Here is a 27000-nt window from a genome sequence, read left to right as displayed (position 1 = left end):
ATGGCGATTATCGAGGTGAACGGCCTGCGCAAGGCGTACGGGGGCCGGCCTGCAGTTGACGGGGTGTCCTTCGCCGTGGAGGAAGGCGAGATATTCGGAATCCTCGGCCCGAACGGCGCGGGCAAGACGACGACGGTCGAATGCGTGGAAGGACTACGAGTCCCCGACTCCGGCACCGTCTCGGTAGCCGGTCTCCACCCGGTCTCCGATCACGCACAGTTGACGCGGATTCTCGGCGCCCAGTTACAGGAGAGCGACCTGCAGGCCAAGCTCACTGTGCGCGAGGCGCTGGAGCTCTACAGCGCCTTCTATCCGAAGCCGGCCGACTGGGGGCCCCTCACCGAACGGCTCGGCCTCACCGACCGTCTCACCACCCGCTTCGGCAAGCTCTCCGGCGGGCAGAAGCAGCGGCTGTTCATCGCGCTGGCCCTCATCGGCAACCCCAGGATCGTGGTGCTCGACGAGCTGACCACCGGTCTCGACCCGCGAGCCCGCCGCGACACCTGGAAGCTGATCGAGGACGTGCGGGCCTCCGGGGTGACCGTTCTGCTGGTCACGCACTTCATGGAGGAGGCCCAGCATCTGTGCGACCGCGTCGCCGTGATCAACGCGGGCAAGGTCGCCGCGCTGGACACCCCGTCGGGCCTCATCAGCAAAACCGCGTCGTCGACCGTCATCGCGTTCACGCCCTCCCGGCCGCTCGACGACGCCGACCTGGCCGCGCTGCCCGCGGCCACCTCCGTCGAACTGAAGGACGGCCGCGTGGTCGTCAACGGCAACGACGAGACCGTCAACGCGGTGATCGCGCTGCTCGCCCGGCGCCAGATCACGGCCGAGCGGCTGCGCGTCACCGACGCCACGCTGGACGACGCGTTCCTCGACCTGACGACAGACGAGGGAGCCACCCCGTCGGAGCCGGTGGCGCACCGCGCGGCGAATCTCACCGAGCAGGAGGCCTGAAATGTCCGCATCCGCCGCCGTCCTGAAGTCCGAGGCCCGGCTCTTCAGCCGCGAGCCGGGCAGCCTCTTCTGGATCGTCGCCTTCCCCTCCGTGCTGCTGGCGATCCTCGGCCTGATCCCGACGTTCCGTACAGCCGACCCCGGCCTCGACGGCCTCCGGGTCATCGACCTGTACGTCCCCATCGTCGTGCTGCTCGCCATCGTCGTGGCCGGGGTGCAGGCCATGCCGCCCGTCCTCACCGGCTACCGGGAGCTGGGCATCCTGCGCCGCATGTCGACCACTCCGGTACGGCCCGCGTCGCTGCTGACGGCGCAGATCGTGCTGCACGCCGCGGCCTCCGTGTGCTCGGCGGTCATCGCGATGGCCGTGGGCCGTCTCGTCTACGGCGTGGCATTGCCCGCGCAGCTCTTCGGGTACGCACTGGCGCTGGTCCTCGCCGCGCTGGCGGCCCTCGCGGCGGGCGCGACGATCGCCGCGCTCTCACGGACCACGAAGATCTCCACGGCCATCGGCTCGGCCGTCCTGTTCCCGTCGATGTTCACGCTGGGCGTCTGGCTTCCCGTCCAGGCCATGCCGGACGCCCTGCAGCGCGTCGTCCTGCTCACCCCGTTCGGGGCCGCCTCGCAGGCGCTGAACGAGGCGGCGGCCGGCGACTGGCCCAGTTGGTCACACCTCGGCGTGACCGCGCTGTGGATCGTCATACTCGTCGGCGCGGCGGCACGCTGGTTCCGGTGGGAGTAGGCAGTAGGAAGTAGAGAACGGGAGGAGACCGAGGTGGCACAACCCGGCACCGCGGCCACGAACTGGGGGGAGCCGCCCGTCCGCTGGATCCCGTACGTCATGCTGGGCCTTGCCGCGCTGATCTCGGCCTTGACCAGCGGCATATTCATGACGCGTGGAGACACTTACGCGGCGGGGGCGCTCGTCGTGGCCGCGCTCGCGCTGCACCTGTGGTGGAGCAGGACGGGCCCCGGCCTGCCCGAGTTCGACGTGCGCGGCCGGGCCTACTACGTCGTACGGTTCGCGCTCGGCTTCGCGCTCACCTGGCTGAACCCGTTCTTCGCCATCTACGCGGCGCTCGGCTACTTCGACTCCGGCAACCTCCTGCCGCGCCGGCTGATGTACGCCGGGCTGCTGGCCACCGCCGTGACCATGGCGGGCTCGCAGTCCGGCGGCCTGCCGATCAAGGACGGCACGCAGTGGGTCGCCTTCGCGGCGCTGTACGTCGTGAACGCCTCACTCTCCCTCGTCTTCGGTGCGATCGGAGCGCGGGAGGCCGAGAACACCAAGGCCAAGGCCGTCACCATCGCGGAGCTCGAGCGCACCAACGCCCGTCTCGAGCAGGCGATGGAGCTGAACGCCGAGCTGAACGCCCGGCTCCTCGTCCAGGCCCGGGAGGCCGGCGTCAACGACGAACGCCGGCGCCTGGCCGCCGAGATCCACGACACCCTCGCGCAGGGCCTGGCGGGCATCATCACCCAGCTCCAGGCGGCCACCGACAGCGCGGACGCCGCGACCGCGCGCGACCACGTGGAGCGCGCCGCCGCCCTCGCCCGCCACAGCCTGGGCGAGGCCCGCCGTTCGGTGCAGAACCTCAGTCCCGGCGCGCTGGAGCACCACACGCTTCCGGAGGCGCTGAAGAACCTCGTCACGACGTGGTCGGCCTCGACGGGCGTGCGGGCCGATTTCACCGTCACCGGCACCGTCGAGCCGTTGCACGACGAGGTCGAGGCCACTGTGCTCCGCATCGCGCAGGAGACGCTCGCCAACGCCGAACGGCACGCCGAGGCCACGCGGGTGGGCGTCACCCTGTCGTACATGGACGACGAGGTGAGCCTGGACGTCCGCGACGACGGGATCGGGTTCGACCCGCTCACGCTGCCCCGCCGTGAGACCGCGCGCGGATTCGGCCTCGGCGGCATGCGCGCCCGTGCCGAACGCATCGCCGGGACGGTCGCCGTCGAGTCCGAGCCGGGACGCGGCACGGCCATCTCCGCTCGCGTACCGTTGGTGCGCCATGGCTGAGCGCGCAATCACCCTCCTGATCGTCGACGACCATCCCGTCGTGCGTGACGGGCTTCGCGGCATGTTCGCCGCGCACCCGGAGTTCGAGGTCCTCGGCGAGGCCGCCGACGGACGGCAGGCGGTCGAGCTCGCCGCCCTCCTCGATCCCGATGTGGTCCTGATGGACCTGCGGATGCCGGGCGGCGGCGGAGTCGACGCCATCGCCGAGCTGACCCGCCGCGGCCTGCGCTGCGAGGTGCTCGTCCTCACCACCTACGACACGGACTCCGACACCCTGCCCGCGATCGAGGCGGGCGCCACCGGCTATCTGCTCAAGGACGCGCCGCGCGACGAGCTCTTCACCGCCGTACGGGCCGCCGCCGAGGGCAAGACCGTCCTGTCGCCCGCCATCGCCTCCCGCCTGGTCTCACGGGTGAGAGCACCTGGCGGCGAGCCCCTGAGCGCGCGGGAGCGCGAGGTGCTCGGCCTCGTCGCAAAGGGCACGTCCAACCGTGAGATCGCCTCCGTGCTGTTCATCAGCGAGGCGACCGTCAAGACCCATCTCACCCACCTCTACGCGAAGCTGGGGGTCAAGGACCGGGCCGCGGCCGTCGCGGTCGCGTACGAGCGGGGCATCCTCGGCTGACCCGCCGGCGCACGGACGACTCTCCACGAGTGCGAACTCGTCGAGGCCGAGGCCGGCGACGACGTCCGCGTATTCGGCGGCCGCCTGGACGGCTCGCTCGCCGGCCGCCGACACGAACGACCCCGCCCTCCCCCGACCTGAACCGATGGCGTCCATCGGGTTTGCCGCGTCTGATCTTCGGGTCGACGGCGCATCGAGTTCCGACTCACGCGCGGGATGCCGTCGGCATCGCCCGCCCCGGTATAGACCGGCTGCGGCAAGAGCCCGCCCTCGTTGCGAATCCGATACATAGCGATATAGACCAAAACTTTAACTTCTGTTTACCCTAACGCCTGAGATCCCTACATAAGGGATCTATCCACCGCCCGAGGCCGCCAACCGGTATAGACCAGTCACCCCCCAATAGCAAGGCGGTAATCGAGACGAGCAACAAGATCGCCGGGATGGTCGGTCTCCTGGCCGCGTGAACTCCCCCACCACCACATCAGGAAGCTGCACGGATGCTGCAGCGTCGAGCGGGTTCGCCGGACATGTCCAATCAATGCCCGAACGCGGCCCGTGCTGGAGGTATGCGGTACCCCGATCTAAGGAGTGACGTGAAGATCTCGTTCCTATCGGCGAAGCGCGAGCAGAGAGGGGGCCGCGGCGCAAGCCGACGGCCTCGGGCCCGCGCGGTCTCTGCTTTGACAATCGGTGCGCTCCTCGCCACATCCCTCACCGGTGTCATGCCGAACGCCGCACAGGCCGGCACGGTGTCGACCTCGCCGGCATCACCCCAGACCGTCCCCCTCCCGGTTTCGATGAGCACCACGGCCGAGAGCGTCAATCTCTCCCTCCTGCCGGGTGCGGTCGCCTCCGCCAAGTCTCAACGCATGACCTCGCCCGCTGCGACGTACGCGCCCGCCAACGCCACCGACGTCTTCGTCCACAACGGCTGGACCTCGAACTACGCATCGGTCGGAAACGGCTATGACCCGACTCAGGACTGGTTCCAGGTCAAGCTGGCCGAGCCCGCCCCGGTCTACGAGGTGTTCAGCCTCTGGACGTCGCCGAGCAAGCCGACGGAGTACGACCTGCAGGTCTCCACGGACGCCGACTGTCAGACGTGGTCGACGGTCACCCACGTGGTGAATCCGAGCGACAAGGATTCCCAGGTGATCGATCGCAAGGACCCGATCTCCTGCGTACGGATGCAGGCCCTGGCCACGAATTCCACGACCGGATACACGATCAACGAGTTCGAGGTGTGGTCCGGCCCCAAGCCGGCGCCCGTCGTGGGTCAGATCATTCCCGTGCCGGTGAAGCAGACGCCCGGCACCGGTCAGCCGTGGGAGCTCACGGCCAAATCCCGGATCGTGGTCTCCGATGACGGCCTCGCCGCCACGGCTGAGGTTCTCGCGGGCTACCTGCGGCCGGCTACCGGGTACAGCCTCCCCGTGGTGACAGGTTCTGCCACCGCCGCCGACATCGCCCTCAGCCTCGCGCCGGTGCCTGGCCTTCCGCAGGACAACGAGGTCGCCGCGGCCGAAGGCTACTCCCTCACGGTGTCGAGTGCGGGCGTCAAGGTCGTGGCTCCGAAGGCGCACGGCCTGTTCAACGGCTTCCAGAGCCTTCGGCAGTTGTTGCCGGCGGCGAGCTACTCGCCTTCCGTCGGCGTGGGGCCATGGACGGCGCAGCCCATAACGGTCGTGGACTACCCGCGATATGCGCACCGAGGTCTCCAGCTCGACCCTGCCCGTAACTTCCTGACAGTCGCCGAAGTACGGTCCATGATCGACCAACTGGCGGCGTTGAAGGGCGACCGGCTGCACCTGCACCTGAGCGACAGCCAGTCCTGGCGCCTTGAGATCAAGGGCTACCCGGCGCTGGACGGCACCGGGTGCAACGGAGCGAACTGCATCGCGGGTTTCTACACGCAGGAGGACTTCAAGGGCTTGATCAAGTACGCGGCCGATCGGTTCATCGAGGTCGTCCCCGAGCTGGAGGGCCCGGCCCATGCCACGGCGGCGGTCACAGCCCTGGGCGGCCGCGCGGTCATGGGTTGCCAAGGCCAGACTCAGACCGACCGGTTCTGCACCAATCCGAATGACCCGGCCAGTGCACGGGCCCTCGCGTTCTGGAAGGACGCGATCGCGCAGCTTGCCGCGATCTCTCCCGCACCCATCATCCACATCGGCGGGGACGAAGCCATCGGGATGCCCCACGAGGACTACAAGTGGTGGATCCGGCAGATGGAGATCATCGTCAACGACAACGGCAAGCGGATGATGGGCTGGAATCCCGCGCTGGAAGGGTACGCACCGGGTTCCACCTCCATCAACCACTACTGGTCCGACTACACCGGCGGTGGGCCCGCTCTCATCAAGCCTGAGTGGTTCAACCAGGGCCGGGACGTCATCGTGACCCCGGAATGGAATGCCTATCTCGACTTCGCCTATGACGGCTCCCCCGGCAGGACGCCGGCGACGGAGCTTCTCAAGTCGTACTCGTGGGACCCGGAATGGGTGTACGAGAAGTACCGCTCGGTCTGGGCGCAACCTGCCTACGGCGGGCCGAAGGCAGAGGACATCCTCGGTATCGAGGCGCCCATCTGGGGCGAGCAGATGCGGGGGCTGGCCACGAACGAGTACATGGTCTTCCCGCGGATGGCCGGAATCCTCGAAAAGGCCTGGTCGCCCAAAACGCTCAGCCAGGACTACGACGCGTATCGGCAGCGGCTCAGCGTGGCCGGACCTCGGTGGGCGTTCGCGAACGTGAACTTCGGCTCCATATCCCAGGTCACCTGGAGCACGGCGGCGATGGGAACGGTCTCCCGTTTCGGCGCGGACAAGACCCTGACCAATGCGCCTTTGGCGCGTTTGGCCGCAGGCTCGATTCCGCCCGGTGAATTCTCGGCCGTGATCGATTGGGGCGACGGATCCCCGACCGAGCCGGCCGGCATCGCGGGACGCGATTACGTGGCGAGCCAACGGCAGGGCAGGAGCCTGATGTCGGTCAGCGGGAGCCACACCTATCCGACGGCCGAGGTGTACCACGGAACCGTCACCTACAGTCGTCAGGACCAGACGTGGGTCGTGCCGTTCACGGCGACCGGCGTCCCGACCTGCACGAACACGATCATCGGGACCCACTCCGGCCCGTTGACCGTCTCGTCGGGTGTCACGTGCCTCGAAGGCGCGACGGTCACCGGACCCGTGACCGTGCGTGCGGGTGCCGGGCTTTACGCGTCCGGGTCCGAAGTGCGCGGCCCGCTGACGGCGTCCGGGGCCGTCGACGTTCTGCTGTGCGGCACCACAGTGTCCGGGCCCGCCGCCCTGACCGGTGGGGCGCGGGTCTGGCTCGGCAACCGCAACGGGGACTGCGCGCCGGCGACGATCAAGGGCCCGGTGACGGTCACCGGCACGACGGGTCAGGTGACGATCGACGGTTCGACGGTCGGTGGCCCGCTCGTCCTCCAGAACAACACGGCGGCGATCGTCGCCGGCAACCACATCGGCGGGCCACTGTCGTGCGCGGGGAACTCCCCTGCGCCGAGCAACGCCGGCCGGCCCAATACCGCGTCCGGCCCGAAGTCGGGGCAGTGCGCCGGGTTGTAGACAGGCGAAATGACCGGCCGAGGCGTCAAGCCCGGTAGGTGAACGCTGGTCACGGCGGCCCTCCTGCATTCATGAGATGGGGAGGGCCGCCGCGACCCGTCAGGCACGGGCAGCCGTCAATCGAGCGGGTCCACATTCCACGTCTTGGGCAGATCGCCGCCGCAGAAGACGCATTCGAAGTCGCCCTCACGCCCGATAGATCGTCGAAGGTGAGGGTCCGGCGCTCAGGCGAGGGTGGGTAGGCGACTGAGGCGCTGCCAGGCCAGGGCAAACGTGCGTCCAAGGCCAGATGCGCTCGATACCGGGCGTGGGCAACCAAGTGGGCAGCAATCGGGACGCTCCACGAGATCAAGCCTCATCCGACGTTCAGGTCCAGGTCATCCGGGGGCCACCGCCCGCGTGAAGGGTGTAACGCGTCCTCCTCTCTCTCCGAGGCAGGACTCACCACCCAACAGACGGAGAAGTACATGCGCATCCGCGCACTGTTCGCCACCGCCGCCGTGGGCACGCTCGTCCTCATGGGCGCAGCGAGCCCCGCTATCGCGACCTCCGGCGCGGCAGACGACACTCGGACCGAGAATGCCTCGGTCGTCACGACATCCCACCCCGACGCGCCCCACGAGCGCGAGCTCATCGGCGCGCTGCACGAGCACAGCGGCTACTCCGACGGATGGCCCGGCTCCCGGCCCGCCGACTACTTCGCGTCGGGGCGCGACAAGCACGACCTGAACTTCGTCGGCTCGAGCGAGCACACCTCGAACGTCAACTCGCCGCTCGTCTTCAACGAGGAGTGCCTGGACCCGCGGGTCGCGCCGAGCTGCCAGAACGCCGATCCGCTCAACCCGCTCGACGCGCTGCGCAAGTGGGACGCGACGCTCGAGCAGGCCAAGGCCGCGACTGACCCCGCGAAGGACTTCGTCGGCTTCCGCGGCTTCGAGTGGACCTCGGACCGCATGGGCCACATCAACGTCTACTTCTCGAGCAAGAACTCGATGCCCGAGATCGACGGCGGCACCATCGCGATGGATCGCTTCTATGACTGGCTGACGACCACCGGCAAGGACGGCCTGGCGGTCTTCAACCACCCCGGCGACAAGACGCTGTGCGGCCCGCTGAAGTGTGACGTCCGCAGCGACCTCGGCTTCGGCTGGGAGGACTTCAAGTACTTCCCGAAGGCCGACGACCAGATGGTCGGCATCGAGGTCTTCAACGGCGGCAGCGACTTCGGCTCGGCGCCCGGGCACAACGCCCCGCCGGAGGGCTGGTACGCCCACGCGCTCGACAAGGGCTGGCACGTCGGCGCGATCGGCGCCGAGGACAAGGGGCACGACCGCACGGACGACTGGGGCGGCTCGCAGTACGCCAAGACCGTCGTCCTGGCCAAGGCCAACACCGAGAAGGACATCAAGGGCGCGATGGCCGACCGCCGCTTCTACGCGGTGCTCGACAATGCGCTGCGGCTGGACTTCACGATCGACGGTCACGGCATGGGCGAGCGAATCCACACCGACGGCAAGCGCCCGCTGGCGATCGACGCCCACGTCCGCGGCTCGAGCACGCCGCTGCAGCTGGAGCTCGTCAGCAACGGCGGCCAGGTGGTCGCCAGCGCGACCGGCGACCAGCTCAACGCCTCGCTGAAGGCGGCCGACGACAGCTGGTACTTCCTCCGGGTCCGCCGCGACGGGCGTCCGGTCGCGTACTCCAGCCCGATCTGGGTCAACGACGACAAGCAGGCGGGCGCGCCGAAGGCGCCCGAGGGCGATCTGAGCACCACGGGCGGCCGCTGGCTGGCGGGCGACCTGAACGTCCACAGCTGCTTCTCCAGCGACGTTTACTGCGCCGGTACCGACGACGCGAGCGAGGCAGACCCGTTCCGCCAGGGCGTCGACGTCCGCTCGCGCTTCGACGAGGCGGACAGCCGCGGGCTCGACTACCTCGCGGTCACCGACGACGACGACGTCCGCTCGGCGAGCGCGCAGGGCTCCGGCAGCCACGGCGTGCTCGCGATCCCCGGCTACGAGGACCAGGTCAAGGGCGACGCCCACGTGCTCGGCGTGGACAAGCTGCTCAACAACGGCGACGATTCCGCCGCCGCGATCAACGGGCTCGCGAACGAAGTGCGCGCGAAGGGCGGCGTCTTCCAGATCGACCACCCCGGCTCCCAGATCACCAAGCCGTTCGCCGGCTGCAACGCTTCGACGCTCACCTGGGGCTACGGGTTCGACGTACGGCCGGACACGATCGAGGTCTGGAACCCGAGCTCGAGCATCCGCGCCGCCGAGGACTACCTCGACTGCTGGCTGCAGCGCGGCGAACGCGTCGCGCTGACCGGCGGCAGCGACGCCAAGACGCAGTACGGGCAGCCGCAGGGCGCCGGCTATCCCACCACCTGGGTGCTCGCGCGCAACCGCTCGCAGGGCGCCGTGCTTGAGGCGCTGCGCGCCGGCCGCACCAGCGTGTCCGCGCTGCCGCCGTCCGTCGGCGGACGCCCGCTCGTGATCGAGGCCCAGCGCGGCAAGAGCTTCGTGCCCGTCATCGGCGACGACGTCCGCCCGGGCGAGAAGCTGCGCGTGCGCTCGCTCGACTCGCTCACCGACGGCTCGCTGCGCGTCATCGCCAACGGCCAGAAGGTGCTCGACCAGCACCTCACGCGCGACGGGTCGATCGAGTTCACCGCCCCGGCCCAGCCGGGCTGGGTGCGTGCCGAGCTGCGCCTCGGCAACGACCTGCTCGAGCAGACCCCGCTGTGCGGAGCGATCAACGTCGGGGTCAACCTGTGCCCGTACGACGCGGCAATGGTCGCGATGACCTCGCCCGTCTACGTCCGCTGATCTGTCGATCTCGGTCACGGCGAAGGCCCCGGTCCGATCGGGTGGATTCAAGGGGTCGTTGCAACACGGCTGTTAACCGGCTTCGGCCAGGGGCTTAGCGAGACGCTCGGCTGGGGTATCCCAGCCGAGCGTTTTGCGTGGGCGGCCGTTGAGTGAGGTCGGCGATGACGAGAAGGTAGGTCAAGTCGGTCGGCTTCTCACTGGATCGCGGTGGATCGGGTATCCGGCCGTAGGCGCGCGCGGGCCCGGCGATCGTGGTGTGCTCACGATGGGTCCAGTGATGCGCGGCGAGCAGAGAGGGCAGATCGTCGGGCATGAATTTCGCGCCGGTGCCGGCCGCCTGTTCGGTGGGTGGTTTTGATCGCGCGAGGGTGTCCAGGATGAGCACGCTTCCTGGGGCGGACAGGCCGGCGGCAGTGCGCAGCAGTCGGGTCCCGGCTCCGTGGTCGAGATACATCAGCAGTCCTTCGGCCACCCACACCGTACGGCGAGACGGCTCGAACCCGGCATCGACCAGATCCGGTGCCCAGTCACCACCCAGGTCGATGGCGACATCAGTGACGCTTCGGTGCGGTGTCGGCGTCGTGGCCATCACCGCTTCCTTGTGCCGTAGCACCGACGACTGATCGAGCTCGAATGCGCGCGTACCGGTGGGCAGTTGCAGCCGGTACGGACGTGTGTCCAGGCCAGAGCCGAGTTCGACCAGTTGACCGGTCTCCCCCGACAACTCGGTAGCCACGGCGTCGTCGAACCAACGGGTACGCAGTGGAAGCAGCACGTCCTCGCGCCTGTCACGTTCCTCCTTGCGCCGCAACAATTCTCGGCCGCGCTCGCCTGCAAGGGCGCTCGCCCACGGATCCCGGAACAGGTGGTCGGGGCGAGCCGTCTCACGGGCGCGCACCGCGGCCGTCCAGTACGCACTTGCCGCGGCGATCTCGGCGGAGGTCATCCAGCCGTCCTTCCCAGCCGACGTCGGCACGTCAGCCGTGCTCGGAATTCCAACCGGTCGCCGGGAACATACGCTCTTTCCGCCAGGTTTCAAGCGCCGGCTCAGCTGGTCGGCAGTGAGCCCGCGTCGACGATCTCGGCGCCTGCAGGAGCCTCGAAGGCCGCAGGATCGGCCTCCCCGGTGAATTTCACCAGCTGGATCGAGTCCTTCTCGCCGCTGGTCAGCGTGCCGGTGAAGGAGGCGAGGACGCCCGCATCCGTGACGCAGACCGAGAAGTCCCGGGGCACGTCAATCTCACCCGGAGACGCGGCGGCCTCCAACCCGGTGGCGATGGCGCAGAGGGAGGTTTCCCACGAGGGTCGGCCGCTCACAGATCGGTATCAACCGCTCGCCCCGACTCTGTGCCGTTGGGCGGCAACTGACGTCCGATCATCGCACCGAATGCGGCTGGGGCCTGTGGGACAACCACCTCAAGGTCATTATTCGAGGATCACACCAAATTGTCCGACGATGTGAATTGTAGGAGGAAAAGTTCAAGTGCCTCCCACCCCAACATCCCCTGACTCCCCCGTCTTCACCACTGAATCGACGTTCCGTCCATCCCGTCGGGCCGTCCTAGCTGGCGCCGGAGCAGCCCTCGCCGCCACGCTCGTCCCCACCGCCGCCACCAGCGCCCGAGCAGACAAGGCACGCAACGGCGGCGGCATCTCCGTCGCGTCTGGCACCGACTTCGCCGTCGCACCGTCACCCGACGGCCGCATGCTCGCCCTCGACATGCTCGGCGTCCTGTGGGTCTGCTCCACCTCCGGCGGCACCGCCCGCCGGCTCACCAGCGACTTGTACGACATCGCCCAGCCCGACTGGTGCCCAGACGGGTCCACCATCGTTTTCCAGTCGTACCGCGACGGTGTCTTCAACCTGTGGACGATCCGGCCCGACGGATCCGCGATCACCCAGCTGACCACCGGACCATTCGACCACCGTGAGCCCCGGTACAGCCCTGACGGGCGCACCATCGTCTACTCTTCCGATGCCGGCGGTAGCTACGGCATCTACCTGCTCAACGTCGCCACCGGAGCGACCCGCGTCTTAGCCGACACGTCCGCCGAGGAGTACGAGCCGGCCTGGTCACCCAACGGGTCCAAAGTCGCGTTCGTCGTGTCAGATACCAGGATCGACGTCGTCGACGTGGCCACCGGTGCCCGCAGCACCGCAGTGACCGTCCCCACCGGTCAGGTCATCCACCAGCCATCATGGATGCCGAACGGAACCGACATCGCCTACCATCTCTTTAACGCTGGGGCGAACGCCTTCGCAAGCACCGCGGGCACGCTCGTCACCGGCGAGGAGGTCTTCCCGTTCCAAGCACGGTTCACCCCGGACGGGCGCTACTTCTACACCTCCGCCGGCACCATCCGGACCCGCCGCCTCGGCTCCACGTCCGCCGGCACGGTTGGCTTCACCGCCGCGCTGACCGCGACCACTCCGAAGTACAAGAAGAGCGTCCGCGTGTTCGACGCCCCCGGATCGCTCCCGGTCGTCGGCATCGGCAGCCCGACCGTATCCCCGGATGGGTCCACCATCGCCTTCCGCGCCCTCAACGACATCTACACGATGCGAATCGGACACAAGCCGGCCCCGCTGTTTCGCGACCGGTGGTGGAAGGCCGACCCGGACTTCTCCCCGGACGGGCGGAAGCTGGCATTCGTCACTGACCGCACCGGCACCCTCAACATCTGGGTCCGCGATCTGGCCACCGGCACCGACCGGCAGCTGACCCATTTGACAGAGTCCGCCGCCCTGTCGGTCCGATGGTCCCCCGACGGGAAGGAGATGGCCTATTTAGATCAAGACGGCGCACTCTGGGTCCTGGACGTCGCCACCGGCGACATCCAGAAGGTCTTCGACGCCACCTTCGAACCAGGCCGGCCGACCTGGTCACCCGACGGGAAGACGATCGCCTTAGCCGCAGTCGTGCCGTACTCGCGACGTTATCGTGAGGGCCTGTCCAAGATCCTTCTCGTCGACCGGGCCACCGGTGCGGGCACGTACATCGATCCCGCCCCGCACCGGTCCCTGCAGACCCGCGGCGACGACGGCCCCGTCTGGTCACCAGACGGCACCATGCTCGCCTTCGCCATGGAATCGCTCCTATGGGTCATGCCGGTCGACAAGACCGGACGTCCCACCGGCCCTGCCCGCCAGGTCACCCGAGAGCTGTCCGACGCCCCCACATGGGCCGGCGACTCCACCACCCTGCTCTACCTCAATGGCGGGCGGCTGAAGACGGTTCGCATCGACGGCAAGCCCGGCCGGTCCATCCCGATCCCGCTGACCTGGCGCAACGACCCTGGTCCCGACCAGATCGTCGTGCACGCCGGCCGCATGTGGGACGGCGTCTCCGCGACCGTCGCCCGCGACGTCGACATCATCGTGCGCGGCCAGCGCATCACTGCGATCGAGCCACACCGCGACGGACGGCGCGGCACCGTGATCGACGCCAGTGACAAGTTCGTCATGCCCGGCCTGATCGACATCCACCACCACCGTGAAATGCAGGGCTACGCCTACGGGTCCCGGCAGGGAGCGCTGTGGCTCGCCCTCGGCATCACGACGACCCGCTCACCCGGCTCGCCTGCGTACCACATGGTCGAAGAACGCGAGTCGGTCCAGTCCGGCGCCCGGCTCGCACCGCGCTACCTGGGCACCGGAGAGGCCATCGACGGGCCGCGCATCTACTACAACTTCATGCGTCCGACGTTCTCCCATCACCAGCTACGACTCGAGCTCGAACGCGCCGCCAGCCTCGACTACGACCTCATGAAGGCCTACGTGCGGCTGCCCGTCGTCTGGCACAAGGAAGCAATCGACTGGGCCCACCGCAACGGCAAGCCCGTCACATCCCACTACCACTACCCCGCGATCGCGATGGGCGGCGACCAAACCGAGCACGTAGGCGCCACCAACCGGTTCGGCTACTCTCGCACCGTCACCAATGTCGGCTCCGCTTACTCCGACGTCATCTCCATGTTCAACGCGTCCAAGATGGCCAGAACGCCCACCCTGTTCGGCTCCACCACCCTCTACAAGGAGGACACCTCGCTCGTCACCGACGAACGAGTCCGCCGGCTCTACCCGAACTGGCGGATGGAGAAGCTACAAGCGTCGGTCACCTCCGCGCAGACGACCGACCAGACGGCGGCGCGGGAGAACCTGGCCAATCAAGTCGCACAGCTCGCTGCGATGGTCCGCGGCGGCGGCGTCGTCACCGCCGGCACCGACTCTCCGATCGATCACCTCGCGGTCAGCCTGCACATGAACCTGCGCGCCATGGTCGAGTACGGCATGACCCCGCTGGACACGCTCACCACCGCGACCAGTACATCTGGGGCGTACCTCGGCCAGCCGCTGGGCAGGATCGACAAGGGTATGTATGCCGACCTGGCCATCATCGACGGCGACCCGCTATCCCGCATTGAGGACGCAGCGAACACCACCGCCGTCCTTGTCGGCGGGAGGCACCACACGGTCGAGCAGCTGCTCGCGCCGTACCCATCCTCCACGACAACCGACCAGGCTGCGCCCGGCGCCTCGGCACCCCACGGCACGGTCAAGGCGCGCGTGCCCGCCCACCCGAGCACCGCGAAATTCTGGTGGAACAACCCCACCGAGCTGGAAAGGGCCCGCATCTCCTGCGGCCACGACCACTAGGTCGTGGCCGGCTGACCTCACCGCTGATTCATGTGCAGCGGCGTTCGGTGTCAATCCCACACTGGTCGTCGCACCAGATCAGATGCACCTAGGCAACCGCTTTGATCAACTCGGGCTGCTACCTACAGGCGTTGATGGTCATGCTCGGCCACAGTTTGGCGGCAATGAGACCCATGGTCGCCCCCCCTGACCCGGCACCCTCGACTAGCAGTCGAGGGTGCCGTACGCCACCGGCCGATCGGTGCGGTGCCGGCGTCGTGGCCATCACCGCTTCCTTGTGCCGTAGCACCGACGACTGATCAAGCTCGAATGCGCGCGTACCGGCGGGCAGTTGCAGCCGGTACGGACGCGTGTCCAGGCCAGAGCCGAGTTCGACCAGTTGACCGGTCTGCCCCGACAACTCGGTAGCCACGGCGTCGTCGAACCAGCGGGTACGCAGTGGAAGCAGCACGTCCTCGCGCCTGTCACGTTCCTCCTTGCGCCGCAACAATTCTCGGCCGCGCTCGCCTGCAAGGGCGCTCGCCCACGGATCCCGGAACAGCGACGCCGGCAGGCCGAATCCATCGCAAGGATCGTCGCCTTGTATGACGACCCGGCTCAGCTGGTCGGCAGTGAGCCCGTGTCGACGATCTCGGCGCCTGCAGGAGCCTCGAAGGCCGCAGGATCGGCCTCGCCGGTGAATTTCACCAGCTGGATCGAGGCCTTCTCGCCGCTGGTCAGCGTGCCGGTGAAGGAGGCGAGGACGCCCGCGTCCGTGACGCAGACCGAGAAGTCCCGGGGCACGTCCGTCTCACCGGGGGACGCGGCGGCCTCCAACCCGGTGGCGATGGCGCAGAGAGACTTCTGACCGGCGATCTCCTTCTCCGCGGTCTCGACGTGTGCGCCCGGCACCACCGCGGCGGCCGCGACGAAGCCGAGCGCGAGTTCCGGCGTGACGAAGCCCGGACCAGTAGCCGTCGCCAGTGCGCCGGCGTCGCCATCCCCCACCGACGGCGCGCGGGTGCAGGTCTTGTCCGCGCAGAGAAGCATCTGCTCGGGCGTGAAGATGTACCTGCCGTTGGGCCCGATGAACACCGACTTCGGCGGCTGCTGGACCAGCGTCACCGTGCCACCGTCGGTGGATTTGTAGGTGGCGGTGAAGGTGAGCTCGGACGACTTGCCCAACCGGTCGGAGAACTCGGACAACGTGCTGGCGGAGCCGACCACATTCGAGACCTGGCCGATCACGCCGCAGCCGACGACAAAGGAGCCGAGAACGGCGGCGGTCGCCCCCAGCGAGGCGAGCCGGACGGTGGCACGACGACCTGACCCGGTACCGAGTAGGGAGCGAATCGAGGGGTTCACGGTGCTGTCTCCTGAAGTAAGGGAGCGCCCCGATGATCTCGGGCCGCACCACAAGAGATAGATCACCACGCTTGCAACGCGATTACCGCGCTTGATCGCCGCCCTTGCGGACGGCTTGCACCGCGGGGCGGCGCTGAAGGAGCCATCGGACAAGGCCGTCGGTCATCTCGACCGTCGGCCTTGTCTTTCCGCGGGTTAAGCCACGAGACGGATCACTGGCCGGCAACCGGAGTCCGTTGTGCGGCGGCCGGTGCCGGGTGGTCGGCGCCCAGCGCCTGCAGGATGTCCTCGACGCTCTGCTTCGCGTCGCCGAAGAGCATGCTGCTGTTGTCGCGGAAGAACAGCGGGTTCTGCACGCCCGCGTAGCCGGAGGCCATGGACCGCTTGAAGACGATCACCTGTTCCGCCTCCCACACCTTGAGCACCGGCATGCCGGCGATCGGACTGCCGGGGTCCTCGAACGCGGCCGGGTTGACGGTGTCGTTGGCGCCGATGACGAGGACGACCGAGGTGTCGGCGAAGTCGTCGTTGATCTCGTCCATCTCCATGACGATGTCGTACGGCACCTTAGCCTCGGCCAGCAGCACGTTCATGTGCCCGGGCAGGCGGCCGGCGACCGGGTGGACGCCGAAGCGAACCTCGACACCGCGCTCGCGCAGCCGCCGGGTCAGTTCCGCGACCGGGTGCTGGGCCTGGGCGACGGCCATGCCGTAACCGGGGGCGATGATCACCGTGCGTGCCTGCGCGAGCATCTCCGCCGCCTCCGTGGCGCGCATCTCGCGGTACTCGCCCTGTTCCTCGTCGCTGCCGGAGGGCGCCTCGATGCCGAAGCCGCCCGCGATGACGGAGAAGAAGGAGCGGTTCATTGCCTTGCACATGATGTACGACAGGTAGGCGCCGGAGGCGCCGACCAAGGCGCCGGTGATGATGAGCAGGTTGTTGTCGAGGAGGAACCCGGCCGCGGCGGCCGCCCAGCCGGAGTAGCTGTTGAGCATGGAGACGACGACCGGCATGTCACCACCGCCGATCGAGGCGACCAAGTGCCAGCCGAGGGCGAATGCGAGCAGGGTGACAGCGATCATCAGCGGCAGGCTCGGGCTGATGACGAACCAGACGGTCAGTGCGACGAACGCGGCCAGTGCGCCCAAGTTCAGCCAGTGCCTGCCGGGCAGGACCAGCGGGCGCGACTTGATCCGGGCCGACAGCTTCAGAAACGCGACGATGGAGCCGGTGAAGGTGACTGCACCGATGAAGATGCCGATGAACACCTCGGCGTGGTGGATGCCCAGCAGGTCGCCGTCGATCAGGGTCTGTGCCGATCCGTGCCGATCCACCTCCAGGTAGCTGTTCCAGCCGATCAGCACGGCGGCGAGACCGACGAAGCTGTGGAGCACGGCGATGAGTTCGGGCATCTGCGTCATCTCGACCCGCTGTGCCCGCCATATCCCGGCCCCGCCGCCGATCAGCATGGCGAGCAGGATGAGGGTGACGGCGCCGGCGCTGACGCTCTGCGCGGCGACCCCGATGGTAGCGGCCAGGGCCAGGGCCATACCGGCGACGCCGTAGACGACGCCGGCACGGGAGGTGCGGTGCTGGGACAGCCCGGCGAGGCTGAGGATGAACAGCAGCGCGGCGACGAGTCCGGCCGCGTGGGAGACGGTGGTGGAGGTCATCGCTCCTCACCGCCTTTCCGGAGAGCTGGAGAACATGGACAGCATGCGGCGGGTAACAGCGAAGCCTCCGAAAATGTTCACGCTCGTCAGCAGGATCGCCACGGCGGACAGCGTGGTGACGATCCAGCTCTCGTGGCCGGTCTGCAGCAGAGCGCCGATCACCACGATCCCGGAGATCGCGTTGGTAACCGACATCAGCGGTGTGTGCAGGGCGTGGTGGACCTTGCCGATGATGTAGAAGCCGACGACGACCGCGAGTGCGAAGACCGTGAAGTTCACCGCGAGTTGTGCCGGGGCGAAGCCGACCAGCATGAACATCGCGATCATGCCCACGCCGATCAGACCAGAGCGACGTCCCGGCGTCAGCCACGGCCGTTTGGGTTCAGGCTCGGCCACGGTGGACGGGGGTGCCTGCTGCGGGGTGGTGGCGGCCGAGACCGCCACGGGCGGCGGCGGCCAGGTGACCTCGCCCGCCCGGACGACGGTCACGGCCCGCTGCACCACGTCGTCGAAGTCCAGCGTGATGAGGCCGTCCTTGCCTGGCGTGAGCAGCTTAAGCAGGTTGACCAGGTTAGTGCCGAACAGCTGTGACGCCTGGGCGGGCAGCCGGGACGCGAGGTCGGTGTAGCCGAGGATGGTGACGCCGCCCTCGGTGACCACGACTCGGCCGGGCACGCTGCCCTCGACGTTGCCGCCCTGCCCGGCGGCCATGTCCACGATGACGCTGCCTGGCTTCATGACGGCCACGTCGTCAGCGGTCAGCAGGCGTGGTGCCGCGCGTCCGGGGATCAGCGCGGTGGTGATGACGATGTCCACATCCTTGGCCTGGGCGTGGTACAGCTCGGCGGCAGCGCGGTCGTAGTCGGCGGAGGTGGCTCGGGCGTAGCCGTCGGTGCTTTCCTCCTGGGTGACGTTCACGGCGAGGTACTCGCCGCCCACCGACCGCACCTGGTCGGCGACTTCAGGGCGCGGGTCGGTGGCGCGGACGATTGCGCCGAGGCTGGAGGCGGCCCCGATGGCGGCGAGACCCGCCACACCCGCGCCGGCGACCAGAACCTTCGCGGGCGAGATCTTGCCCGCTGCCGTGACCTGGCCGGTGAAGAAGCGCCCGAAGACGTGGGCGGCCTCGATGACCGCCCGGTATCCGGCGATGTTCGCCATCGAGCTGAGCACGTCCATCGACTGTGCCCGGGAGATCCGCGGCACTGCGTCAAGCGAGAGTGCGGTCACGTCGGCGTCGGCGAGCGCCTGGGTCAGTTCGGGATTCTGCGCGGGGGCCAGGAGGCCCACCACGGTGGAGCCCTGCCGCAGTCGGCCGACCTCCGCGACTGCGGGGGCGTTCACCTTCAGGACGACGTCCGCCGCCCAGGCGTCGCCGATTTTGGCACCGGCGTCGAGGTATGCCTGGTCGCTGAAGCCGGAGGCCACACCGGCCCCGGCCTCGATAACGACCTCGTAGCCGAGGCTGAGCAGTTGACGCACCGTCGCCGGGGTCGCCGCGACGCGGTTCTCTCCGGGGACGGACTCGGCGACCACGCCGAGGCGCTGCGGTGGGTGGTGTGTGGCTTCGTATGCAGACATGGCTCGTGTTCTCTTTTCAGTGGGGCACGACGGTCGATCTGCGAAGGAGGGGTTCACCCGTGGTCGCGGAAAGCGGCCGCGGCGCCTGTGACCGCAAGCCGTCACGGGGTGAGGCTCCGGAACACTTCGGCATTCTGGAGCCTCACGCTGTCGGTTACGCGGTGGCGTCGCCGTGCGGGCTCCATGCCGGGGTGTCACCGCTTGCGGTGTGAGCTCGATGGGGTGGGCCTGTTCGATCCGGTTGCGCCGGCTGTACATGTCCCAGTAGTGCTCGGCGAGTTCGTCCGGCTGGACGGTGGGACTGCCATGTTGGCGGCGGCCGTCACCGGGCCCGGGCCGCAGAGGTGGGGCACTGGTTGTGCAGCCGTGATGCCGGTGATCATCAGGACCGCTCCGTCACCGCTCTCGATCATCTCCGGCAGGACGTTACGCCTTCGCGTGCGGCTCCACTAGACCGCTCGATCATTTCAGCCCCGATCTCGCCCCGCCGAGCTGCGCGGACACGGCGGCGGCGCCCGCGTTCGGGTCCTGCGGCGGGCCTTGGAACACGGCGAGACCCCGGAGCCGGTAGGAAACGGTGGCGCACCAGCCGTAAGGCCGTCATGAGCAGTGCCGCCAGTGTGACCCCCGCGGACACGCTGATGGCCGTGGTCATCCCAGGCAGCAGCTGGTGGTGCACCGGACCCGTGCCGGAGCCGGAGAGCAGCGCGCTGGCGATGGCGAGCACGATAGCGCCGCCGATCTGGAGGCTCGTGTTGAGCAGGCCGGACGCGAGTCCCTGCTCGTGATCCGCGACCCCCTGGGTGGCCTGCGCGTTGACCGAGGGGAAGCAGAGAGCGAAGCCGACGCCGAGCAGCAGCATCGTCGGCAGCATGAAGTCGGCATAGGACATCGAGGGGTTGACGCGCAGGAACAATACGTAGGCGATGATGAACGCCAGCAGGCCGAAGAAGATCAGCACGGTGGTGTTCACCCGGTCGAGCACCTCCTCCATCTTGGTCGCGCTCGCCACCACCAGCACTCCGGTCGGCAGGAACGCCAGGGACATCGTCAGCGGAGACCACCCCAGCGAGTCCTGGACGTAGAGGGTGACGATGAACTGGAAGGCCGAGTAGCCGCCGAACATGGCGGCCGCGGACAGGTTGGCGTGAACCAGCGCGGAAGAGCGGAGGATGCCGAGCCGCACGAGCGGGCGTGGATGCTTGCGTTCGATGATCACGAAGGCGGCCATCAGCACGACGCTCAGTATGAGCAGGCCGATCGTCTGGAGTGATCCCCAGCCCTCCGCCGGCGCTTCGACCACGGCGAAGACCAGGACCAGCAGGGCCACGGTGCTGGTCAAAGCACCCGCCAAATCGAAGTGACTCAAACTGACGCGCTCGCGGGCGGCACGCGGGATCACCTTCAGCCCTACGAGTACCAGGCCGATGGCCACGGGCCCCGGCACCAGGAACGTCGCCCGCCAGCCGATCTCGGTGAGCAGGCCGCCCACCACCAGGCCGAGGGAGAACCCGCTCGCCCCGCAGACGGTGTAGAAGCTCAGTGCGCGGTTGCGTGCGGGTCCCTCGGCGAACGTCGTCGTGATGATCGACAGCCCCGCGGGCACGGTGAACGCGGCGGATGCGCCCTTCACAAATCGCAGAGCTATGAGTGCGAAGTCGTTGCTGAGGAGCGCGCTGATCACGGACGCCACACCGAATAGGACGACGGCAGCGAGGAAGACCTGCCGCCGGCCGATGAGGTCGGAGGTGCGGCCGCCGAGCAGCAGCAGGCTCCCGTAACCCAGGATGTATCCGCTCACGATCCACTGCAGCGAACTGGCGTTCATGTGCAGGTCGGAGCCTATGGACGGCAGAGCCACCCCGACCATCGACAGGTCCAGCCCGTCGAGGAACAGGGCCCCGCACAGGACGGCCAGGAGCAGCCAGGTCCCGATGGACCAGTTCGGGTCGCTAACTTGGCGGGTGGTGGCGGAATCGGGATCAAAGGGCGGTTCGGGCGTGGGCGTGCTGGAGGGTGCGGCCGCCTCGCTACGATGGGTGTCTCGGAATGCGAGACGCCGGGCATTCTTGAGCATCAGACGAATATTTGTCAGCGGAAGAGTCGCCCGAATGCGCGGATCTCATCGGTGAAGATCTCGGGCTGTTCGAAGGCTGCGAAGTGTCCGCCCTTGCGAACATCGTTATTCCAGTAGACCAGGTGGCTGAAAGCCTCTTCGGCCCACTTGCGTGGCGGCGTGTAGAGCTCGCCGGGGAAAACGGTGACGCCGACCGGAAGATCGAGTTTTATAGCTGCAAAACTTACATCGCTATTCTCCCAGTAGAATCGCGCGGACGACGTTGCCGTATTTGTCAGCCAGTACAGAGTGATGTTGTCCAGCATGTCGTCCATGGCGAGGACCGACTCCGGGTTGAAGTTGCTGTCGCTCCAGGTGCCGAATTTCTCGTAGATCCGGGCCCTCCCCCCGAGGTGTGGACACCTTGAGTGCCAGATCATGGAGATCTGGAGACCAAGGAGTTCCTCGTGGCCATGAAGGCCTACTCAGCTGAGTTCAAGGCAGACGCCGTCGCGTTGTATGTGTCGGACCCGTCGCGGACCTACGCGTCGGTGGCCAGGGACCTGGGCGTCAACGCCGAGACGCTGCGCCTGTGGGTGCGCCAGGCCCAGGCGGCGGGAACCGCGCCGCAGAAGGCAAGGCCGGTGAAGAAGTCGTCGGATGCCCCGGTAACCTCCGACGACGTGCTGGAAGAGGAGAACAAGCAGCTCAAGGCCCGGATCCGGGAACTGGAGCTGGAGCGCGACATCCTGCGCCGGGCGGCGAAGTATTTCGCCGGGGAGACCAACTGGTGAGTCGCTTCCAGTTCGTCGCCGACCATGCGAGCGCCTTCGGCGTGAAGCGACTGTGCCGTGTTCTTGCCATCTCACGCTCAGGGTTCTACCGGTGGCGGGCGGCCGCGGCGGCGCGGGCGGCCCGCGCTCACGCGGATGCCGAGCTCGCCACGCGGATCAAGAAGATTCACGCCGAGTTCGACGGTACCTACGGCAGCCCGCGCGTCACCGTTGAGTTGCGCCACAGCGGTGTGCGTGTCAATCACAAGCGGGTGGAGCGGGTGATGCGCATCCATCGCATCGTCGGGCTGCACTTGCGTAAGAAGGTGCGCGCCACGGTGCCCGAGCCTTCGCACCACAAGGTGCCCGACCTGCTCAAGCGGGACTTCACCGCGGACGAGCCGAACCGGCGGTACGTGGGCGACATCACCTACCTGCCCTTGGCTGAGGGCCGTTTCCTGTACCTGGCCACGGTGATCGACCTGCACTCACGCCGGCTGGCCGGATGGTCGATCGCCGACCGCATGCGCACCGAGCTCGTCGCCGATGCGTTGCGGGCCGCGGCCCGGACGCGCGGCGGACTCGGCGGGGCGATCTTTCATTCCGATCATGGGGCGCAATACACCTCCAGGCAGTTCGCTGATCTGTGCGCCGACCTTGGGGTGCGGCAGTCGATGGGCGCGGTGGGCACCAGCGCCGACAACGCCGCCGCCGAAGCGCTCAACGCCACCCTGAAACGGGAGACGCTCCAAGGTGCGGCCTGCTGGTCATCGGCCCAGGAGGCCCGGCTGTCGGTCTTCGCCTGGATCACCCGCTACAACACCCGAAGAAGACACTCCACCCTGGGCTACCTCAGCCCAAACGACTACGAGCAGCAGCCCGATAAAGTGCTACTCGCCGCATAACCACCGGTGTCCACACTTCGGGGGGAACCCCCTCCATCCCGCTTGTCCCACGGGCGAGTCGGTGAGTCCGTACCCGATGGTCTGGGGGCGGGTGGACTGGATGTGCTGGTAACCGGCTCCGTCTTTGGAGAAGGTATCGAGCTGGCTCATCGCGAGCTTCTCCTCCGGCGTAGGATCGGGATCAGGGTTGGCGGGTACCACGTTTGCCAGGTTGAGGTGGATGCCCAGCAGCCCCTTGGGCCGCATCCGGCCGAGCTGCGTGGCGATGACACCGCCCCAGTCGCCGCCCTGGGCGAGATAGTGGTCGTATCCCAGGCGCGACATGATCTTGGACCAGGCCTCTGCTGTCCGGAAGCGATCCCAACCCGTCTCGCGGGGCTTGTCGGACAGTCCATATCCGGGCAGCGACGGGATTACCACATGGAAGGCATCCTCAGCCCGGCCGCCGTAGCGGGTCGGATCAGTGAGAGGGCCGATCACATGGCGGAACTCCAGGACCGATCCGGGCCAGCCGTGGGTCAGCAGTAGCGGCATGGCCTTGGGGTGTCTCGATCGCACGTGAAGCAGGTGGATGCCCAGGCCGTCTATCACTGTCCGGTGCTGACCGGACTTGTTCAGAAACCGTTCCGCTCTACGCCAGTCGTACCGTGTCCGCCAGTGTTCGACCAGCCTTTGCAGTCGAGGTAGCGGAACACCCTGTGTCCAGTCATCGACCAGTTCGTGATCCGGCCACCGCGTCTGCCCCAGTCGGCGGCGAAGATCCTTCAGCATGCTCTCCGGAACCCGGAGCGTGAAGGGGGTGACGTCAGCGGTCGCCGGCGGAAGCTCCAGCTTGGACAGCCCACTCCCCATGGCGTCCGCCTGTGCGAGCGTCGGGGTGACAAGCCCCGCGACAGTGGCTGCGCCGACGGCGCCGCCGACCCGCAGGAGTCCCCGACGGCTGAGCCTGTTTGATTCCGTCATTAAGCCATCTCCGATTTTTTGTACCGTTCGGTAAGTGATGTTCGTGCGTACGGCCGGCGCATGACCCACGCGTGCCGACTTCTCAGTCAGGACTGGCTCGACGTCCTGAGGACGGGCAGTCCGGACAGCTTTCGCCGTTCGAGGTCCTCGTGCGCCCGGCGCACCTCCTCGAACTCGTAGTGAGCGATCTTCAGGTCGCGGAACACTCCCTTACGGACCGCCGCGAACAGTTCTGCGGTGATGTGCTGGTCCGTCGAGGGATTCACGTACTGGGGTGTACTACCGCGGACCAGCCGGATTCCACGCCTGCTGCTGAGCCGTCCATAGTCCCGCGGCGGGCCGGAAGCGGCACCAATCGCCACAATTTCCCCACCGTCACGGACAGCGCGTCCCGACAACTCGGCGGTGGCCTGGCCCACGAGGTCGTACACGACGTCGACACCGTCCGCCGCCACTCCACGCACCGCTTCGAGGACCTCAGGGTGCGCGGCGTGCAGCGCGTGGTGGGCGCCCGCCTGCACCTGGGTGAGCTTCTCCTTCGACCCGGTCACTCCGATGACGGTGGCCCCGAGCTCCCTGGCCCAGCGCGACAGGATGGACCCGACGCCGCCAGAAGCTCCCTGGACCAGGATCACTTCACCGGGCTGAAGGCGATGCAGGGCCCTGATCCCCATCCATGCGGTGAGTCCCTTGGCCAGGAACGCGGCCGCCTGGTCTGTTTCGATGTCCGCCGGGAGCGGAATGAGCGACTCCGCGCTGATGACGCGTTCGGTGGCGTAAGCGCCCACCGAGAAGAAGTAGCCTACGCGGTCACCGGCGGAGTAACCCTCGACTCCAGGGCCGACAGCTTCGACGACGCCCGCGCCTTCCACCCCGAGAACCGCGGGGAGCGGGTTTCCGAACTCCCCCCTTCGCATCATGGTGTCGACGGCATTCACCCCGACTGCGTCCTGCCTTAGGAGGATCTGCCCGGGGCCGGGTTCGCCGGCATCGCTGGTCTCGACCTGAAGAACCGACGGGTTCCCGTAGTCATGAATTCTGATCACACGTGCCATGAGAGATCCCCTTCGTCGGCTTGGTGCCGACTGAACTGTTTGCGGTGCGAGTGTGGTGTGGCCACGGGCCGCGCGCGGCCCGTGGCCACACGAGGGAGGCCCCGCGCAGCCGCGTCGCCGTGCGGACGTCGCAGAGAACACCTACGGCGCGGCGTCGAGTGCCCGCGGCACGGGCCCGACCGGTCGTAGCCTGCCGCTACGCGTCCATTCCGCCGTCGACGTTGATGGTGGTGCCGGTGACGTAGGCGGACTCGGGTCCCGCGAGGAAGGCGACGACGGCCGCGACCTCTGCGGGGCTCCCGTAGCGCCCCGCCGGGATGGTGGCGCCCAGCTGCGCGCCCCACTCGGTGTCCTCCGGATTCATCCGGGTGTTGATCGCGCCGAGCTGGACGACGTTGACGGTGATGCCCCGGGGAGCCAGGTCCCGGGCGGCTCCGCGGGAATAGGCGGTCACCGCCGCCTTGGTCGCGACGTACTCACCCAGCCCGTTGAATCCGATCCGGCCGGTGGCAGCGTTTGTTCCGATGGTGACGATCCTCCCGCCCTTGGGCAGATGAGCCACAGCTGCCCGCGTGGCCGCGACGACGCCGCCGTAGTTCACGTCGATCTGCCGCACGGAGTCTTCCGGCGTAAGGCCCTCCGGCCCGACTTCACCCGCGAGGAACACCCCCGCGTTGTTGACGAGGATGTCGAGGCCGTTGAAGTCCGCCGCGACATCGTCGACCAGCGTCTTGACCGAGGCCATGTCGCCTGAGTCGGCCACATACGCCTTCGCCTTCCGCCCCAGTCCTCGGATGGCCGCCACGACCTCAGCGGCCCGATCGGCTGAATCGCCTCCGTTCGTGTGGCTGATGGCGACATCTGCGCCGTCACTGGCCAGCCTCTGCGCGATCGCAGCTCCGATGCCACGCGAGCCGCCCGTCACCAGTGCCTTCTTGCCTTCCAGTGCTCCGGACATACCTGTCCCTTTCTCGCTGACCATTTATAGATCGATCGGTATAGAACTCCGTCGCGGCCATCATTGCACACTTCAAGACCGATCGGTACAGTTCTCTTGTGCCCAGGTGAAGGAGGCAGGAGATGGCAGGCGGTCGTCCCCGCGAGTTCGACTTCGACAAAGCCCTCGACCAGGCACTCGACGTGTTCTGGGAACACGGCTACGAGGGCACGTCCATGGCGCGGCTGGAAGCCGCCATGGGGCTGGGCCGCGCCTCGCTGTACGCGGCCTTCGGCTCGAAGGACGATCTCTTCCGGAAGGTCCTCAACCGCTACCGCGAAGAGACCCAGCCCACGGCTGCGGCCCTGGAGGAACCCACGGTTCGGGATGCGGTCCGGGAGTACCTCCATCGCAACGTGGACGCCATCACCAGCCCCAGTCATCCCCACGGATGCCTCATCGTGGGAAGCGCGCTGCGCTGCAGCCCGGAGAACGCCGACATCGCGGCGACCCTGGCCGAACTCCGTCGCGTGACGACGCAGACACTGCAGGACCGTTTCGAACAAGGGCGGAGCGAGGGCGACACCAGCGTCACACTGGCCCCGGCGGAGCTGGCTCAATACGTCTCCGCCATCAGCGAAGGGTTGTCCGTCCGGGCAGCCAGCGGCGTCAGTCGGCAAACGCTCCACACCATCGTCGACGTCGCCCTGCGGGCCCTTTAGCCAGTGGTGAACGGCCCGTCCACGCACGCGACCGGCGTCCACGGCCGCAACGACCGGCATCGCCCGCGGCTACCAGGCGCTGTTGACGGTGTTGCCGGGAATCGCGATGCATTTGTGCCCGACGATCTACCCTCTCTGCTCGCCGCGCATCACTGGACCCATCGTGAGCGCACCACGATCGCCGGACCCGCGCGCGCCGGCAGCGGGCCGAGGACGGAGGCGCAAGGCCGGCCTCACGCGTACGTCAACCTGCGCATCCCAGAAATGATCAACAGTGCCTGACGACAGCGAAT

The 27000-nt window shown here is 67.9% G+C and carries 19 protein-coding genes and 1 pseudogene; 9 read left to right on the top strand and 11 right to left on the bottom strand.

Translation table 11 applies throughout. From position 1 onward, the window contains the following. The 6 genes from Pth03_RS39250 to Pth03_RS39225 all read left to right on the top strand — a co-directional run bounded on the left by Pth03_RS39250 (position 1) and on the right by Pth03_RS39225 (position 10038). Positions 1–960 (top strand): ABC transporter ATP-binding protein, encoded by a 960-nt coding sequence (locus tag Pth03_RS39250; protein ID WP_203949593.1) that lies wholly within the window; start codon positions 1–3, stop codon positions 958–960. 1 nt (position 961) lies between these two features. After that, positions 962–1702: an ABC transporter permease gene (locus Pth03_RS39245; RefSeq protein ID WP_203949592.1), complete on the top strand. Its 741-nt coding sequence runs from the start codon at positions 962–964 to the stop codon at positions 1700–1702. A 33-nt stretch (positions 1703–1735) separates the two neighbouring features. Then, positions 1736–2986: a sensor histidine kinase gene (locus Pth03_RS39240; RefSeq protein WP_239119724.1), complete on the top strand. Its 1251-nt coding sequence runs from the start codon at positions 1736–1738 to the stop codon at positions 2984–2986. Then, positions 2979–3611: a response regulator gene (locus Pth03_RS39235; RefSeq protein WP_203949591.1), complete on the top strand. Its 633-nt coding sequence runs from the start codon at positions 2979–2981 to the stop codon at positions 3609–3611. The genes Pth03_RS39240 and Pth03_RS39235 overlap by 8 nt, the downstream gene beginning before the upstream one ends. Before the next feature lie 683 nt (positions 3612–4294). Beyond that, entirely contained in the window at positions 4295–7207 is a 2913-nt protein-coding gene (locus Pth03_RS39230; RefSeq protein WP_203949590.1) for a beta-N-acetylhexosaminidase, read from the top strand. Positions 7208–7674: 467 nt separating this feature from the next. Further along, positions 7675–10038, top strand: a complete 2364-nt coding sequence (locus Pth03_RS39225; RefSeq protein WP_203949589.1) for a CehA/McbA family metallohydrolase — start codon at positions 7675–7677, stop codon at positions 10036–10038. A gap of 238 nt (positions 10039–10276) precedes the next feature. Here the strand turns inward: Pth03_RS39225 and Pth03_RS39220 are convergent. Together Pth03_RS39220 and Pth03_RS39215 are read right to left on the bottom strand one after the other, a co-directional pair. Beyond that, a pseudogene (locus Pth03_RS39220) lies at positions 10277–10987 on the bottom strand (class I SAM-dependent methyltransferase); the annotation flags it as partial. 101 nt (positions 10988–11088) lie between these two features. Next, complete coding sequence (locus tag Pth03_RS39215) at positions 11089–11358, bottom strand: hypothetical protein (RefSeq protein WP_203949587.1); 270 nt, start codon at positions 11356–11358, stop codon at positions 11089–11091. Positions 11359–11524: 166 nt separating this feature from the next. Between Pth03_RS39215 and Pth03_RS39210 the strand changes: the two genes are divergently transcribed. Then, on the top strand, positions 11525–14698 hold the full coding sequence (locus tag Pth03_RS39210) for an amidohydrolase family protein (protein ID WP_203949586.1): 3174 nt from the start codon (positions 11525–11527) through the stop codon (positions 14696–14698). Positions 14699–14816: 118 nt separating this feature from the next. Here the strand turns inward: Pth03_RS39210 and Pth03_RS41915 are convergent, their stop codons facing one another. The 6 genes from Pth03_RS41915 to Pth03_RS39185 form a co-directional block, all read right to left on the bottom strand. After that, positions 14817–15239, bottom strand: coding sequence for a class I SAM-dependent methyltransferase (locus tag Pth03_RS41915; protein WP_275413286.1), 423 nt, complete (start codon positions 15237–15239; stop codon positions 14817–14819). Between the two features lie 56 nt (positions 15240–15295). Continuing rightward, the gene (locus Pth03_RS41910) at positions 15296–16042 is read right to left on the bottom strand and encodes a hypothetical protein (protein WP_239119722.1); all 747 of its coding nucleotides are present in this window, start codon (positions 16040–16042) and stop codon (positions 15296–15298) included. A gap of 212 nt (positions 16043–16254) precedes the next feature. Beyond that, positions 16255–17715: a Re/Si-specific NAD(P)(+) transhydrogenase subunit beta gene (gene pntB / locus Pth03_RS39200; RefSeq protein WP_203949585.1), complete on the bottom strand. Its 1461-nt coding sequence runs from the start codon at positions 17713–17715 to the stop codon at positions 16255–16257. 6 nt (positions 17716–17721) lie between these two features. Next, on the bottom strand, positions 17722–19296 hold the full coding sequence (locus Pth03_RS39195) for a Re/Si-specific NAD(P)(+) transhydrogenase subunit alpha (RefSeq protein ID WP_203949584.1): 1575 nt from the start codon (positions 19294–19296) through the stop codon (positions 17722–17724). A 409-nt stretch (positions 19297–19705) separates the two neighbouring features. Then, positions 19706–21373 (bottom strand): MFS transporter, encoded by a 1668-nt coding sequence (locus Pth03_RS39190; RefSeq protein ID WP_203949583.1) that lies wholly within the window; start codon positions 21371–21373, stop codon positions 19706–19708. A 14-nt stretch (positions 21374–21387) separates the two neighbouring features. Beyond that, on the bottom strand, positions 21388–21687 hold the full coding sequence (locus tag Pth03_RS39185) for a hypothetical protein (RefSeq protein ID WP_203949582.1): 300 nt from the start codon (positions 21685–21687) through the stop codon (positions 21388–21390). 132 nt (positions 21688–21819) lie between these two features. On the opposite strand from Pth03_RS39185, the gene Pth03_RS39180 reads away from it, so the two are divergent. Next, positions 21820–23030 (top strand): IS3 family transposase gene (locus Pth03_RS39180; RefSeq protein WP_203949598.1). Its coding sequence is split into 2 segments (ribosomal slippage): positions 21820–22132 and positions 22132–23030, totalling 1212 coding nucleotides; the frame shifts between segments, so codons are not numbered across the junction. Here Pth03_RS39180 and Pth03_RS39175 read toward each other — a convergent pair. From Pth03_RS39175 to Pth03_RS39165, 3 genes are all read right to left on the bottom strand, one after another. Next, positions 23016–23993 carry an epoxide hydrolase family protein gene (locus tag Pth03_RS39175; RefSeq protein WP_203949581.1) on the bottom strand — a complete coding sequence of 326 codons (978 nt, stop codon included), beginning with the start codon at positions 23991–23993 and terminating at the stop codon, positions 23016–23018. The two genes, Pth03_RS39180 and Pth03_RS39175, sit on opposite strands and share 15 nt — an antisense overlap. An 86-nt stretch (positions 23994–24079) precedes the next feature. Beyond that, on the bottom strand, positions 24080–25048 hold the full coding sequence (locus tag Pth03_RS39170) for an alcohol dehydrogenase catalytic domain-containing protein (protein ID WP_203949580.1): 969 nt from the start codon (positions 25046–25048) through the stop codon (positions 24080–24082). A gap of 196 nt (positions 25049–25244) precedes the next feature. After that, positions 25245–26006, bottom strand: coding sequence for an SDR family NAD(P)-dependent oxidoreductase (locus tag Pth03_RS39165; protein ID WP_203949579.1), 762 nt, complete (start codon positions 26004–26006; stop codon positions 25245–25247). A gap of 122 nt (positions 26007–26128) precedes the next feature. On the opposite strand from Pth03_RS39165, the gene Pth03_RS39160 reads away from it, so the two are divergent. Next, the gene (locus Pth03_RS39160; RefSeq protein ID WP_203949578.1) at positions 26129–26707 is read left to right on the top strand and encodes a TetR/AcrR family transcriptional regulator; all 579 of its coding nucleotides are present in this window, start codon (positions 26129–26131) and stop codon (positions 26705–26707) included. Positions 26708–27000: the final 293 nt, after the last annotated feature.

The sequence above is a fragment of the Planotetraspora thailandica genome, from assembly GCF_016863335.1.
Taxonomy (GTDB): domain Bacteria; phylum Actinomycetota; class Actinomycetes; order Streptosporangiales; family Streptosporangiaceae; genus Planotetraspora; species Planotetraspora thailandica.
This window is presented reverse-complemented; position numbering and strand designations above follow the sequence as displayed.

Coding starts and splice junctions, on each gene's coding strand:
- Pth03_RS39235 (WP_203949591.1), top strand. CDS start 2,979: ATGGCTGAGCGCGCAATCACCCTCCTGATCGTCGACGACCATCCCGTC.
- Pth03_RS39195 (WP_203949584.1), bottom strand. CDS start 19,296: ATGTCTGCATACGAAGCCACACACCACCCACCGCAGCGCCTCGGCGTG.
- Pth03_RS39245 (WP_203949592.1), top strand. CDS start 962: ATGTCCGCATCCGCCGCCGTCCTGAAGTCCGAGGCCCGGCTCTTCAGC.
- Pth03_RS39225 (WP_203949589.1), top strand. CDS start 7,675: ATGCGCATCCGCGCACTGTTCGCCACCGCCGCCGTGGGCACGCTCGTC.
- Pth03_RS39185 (WP_203949582.1), bottom strand. CDS start 21,687: ATGGACGACATGCTGGACAACATCACTCTGTACTGGCTGACAAATACG.
- Pth03_RS39175 (WP_203949581.1), bottom strand. CDS start 23,993: ATGACGGAATCAAACAGGCTCAGCCGTCGGGGACTCCTGCGGGTCGGC.
- Pth03_RS39165 (WP_203949579.1), bottom strand. CDS start 26,006: ATGTCCGGAGCACTGGAAGGCAAGAAGGCACTGGTGACGGGCGGCTCG.
- Pth03_RS39170 (WP_203949580.1), bottom strand. CDS start 25,048: ATGGCACGTGTGATCAGAATTCATGACTACGGGAACCCGTCGGTTCTT.
- Pth03_RS39160 (WP_203949578.1), top strand. CDS start 26,129: ATGGCAGGCGGTCGTCCCCGCGAGTTCGACTTCGACAAAGCCCTCGAC.
- Pth03_RS39250 (WP_203949593.1), top strand. CDS start 1: ATGGCGATTATCGAGGTGAACGGCCTGCGCAAGGCGTACGGGGGCCGG.
- Pth03_RS39190 (WP_203949583.1), bottom strand. CDS start 21,373: ATGCTCAAGAATGCCCGGCGTCTCGCATTCCGAGACACCCATCGTAGC.
- pntB (WP_203949585.1), bottom strand. CDS start 17,715: ATGACCTCCACCACCGTCTCCCACGCGGCCGGACTCGTCGCCGCGCTG.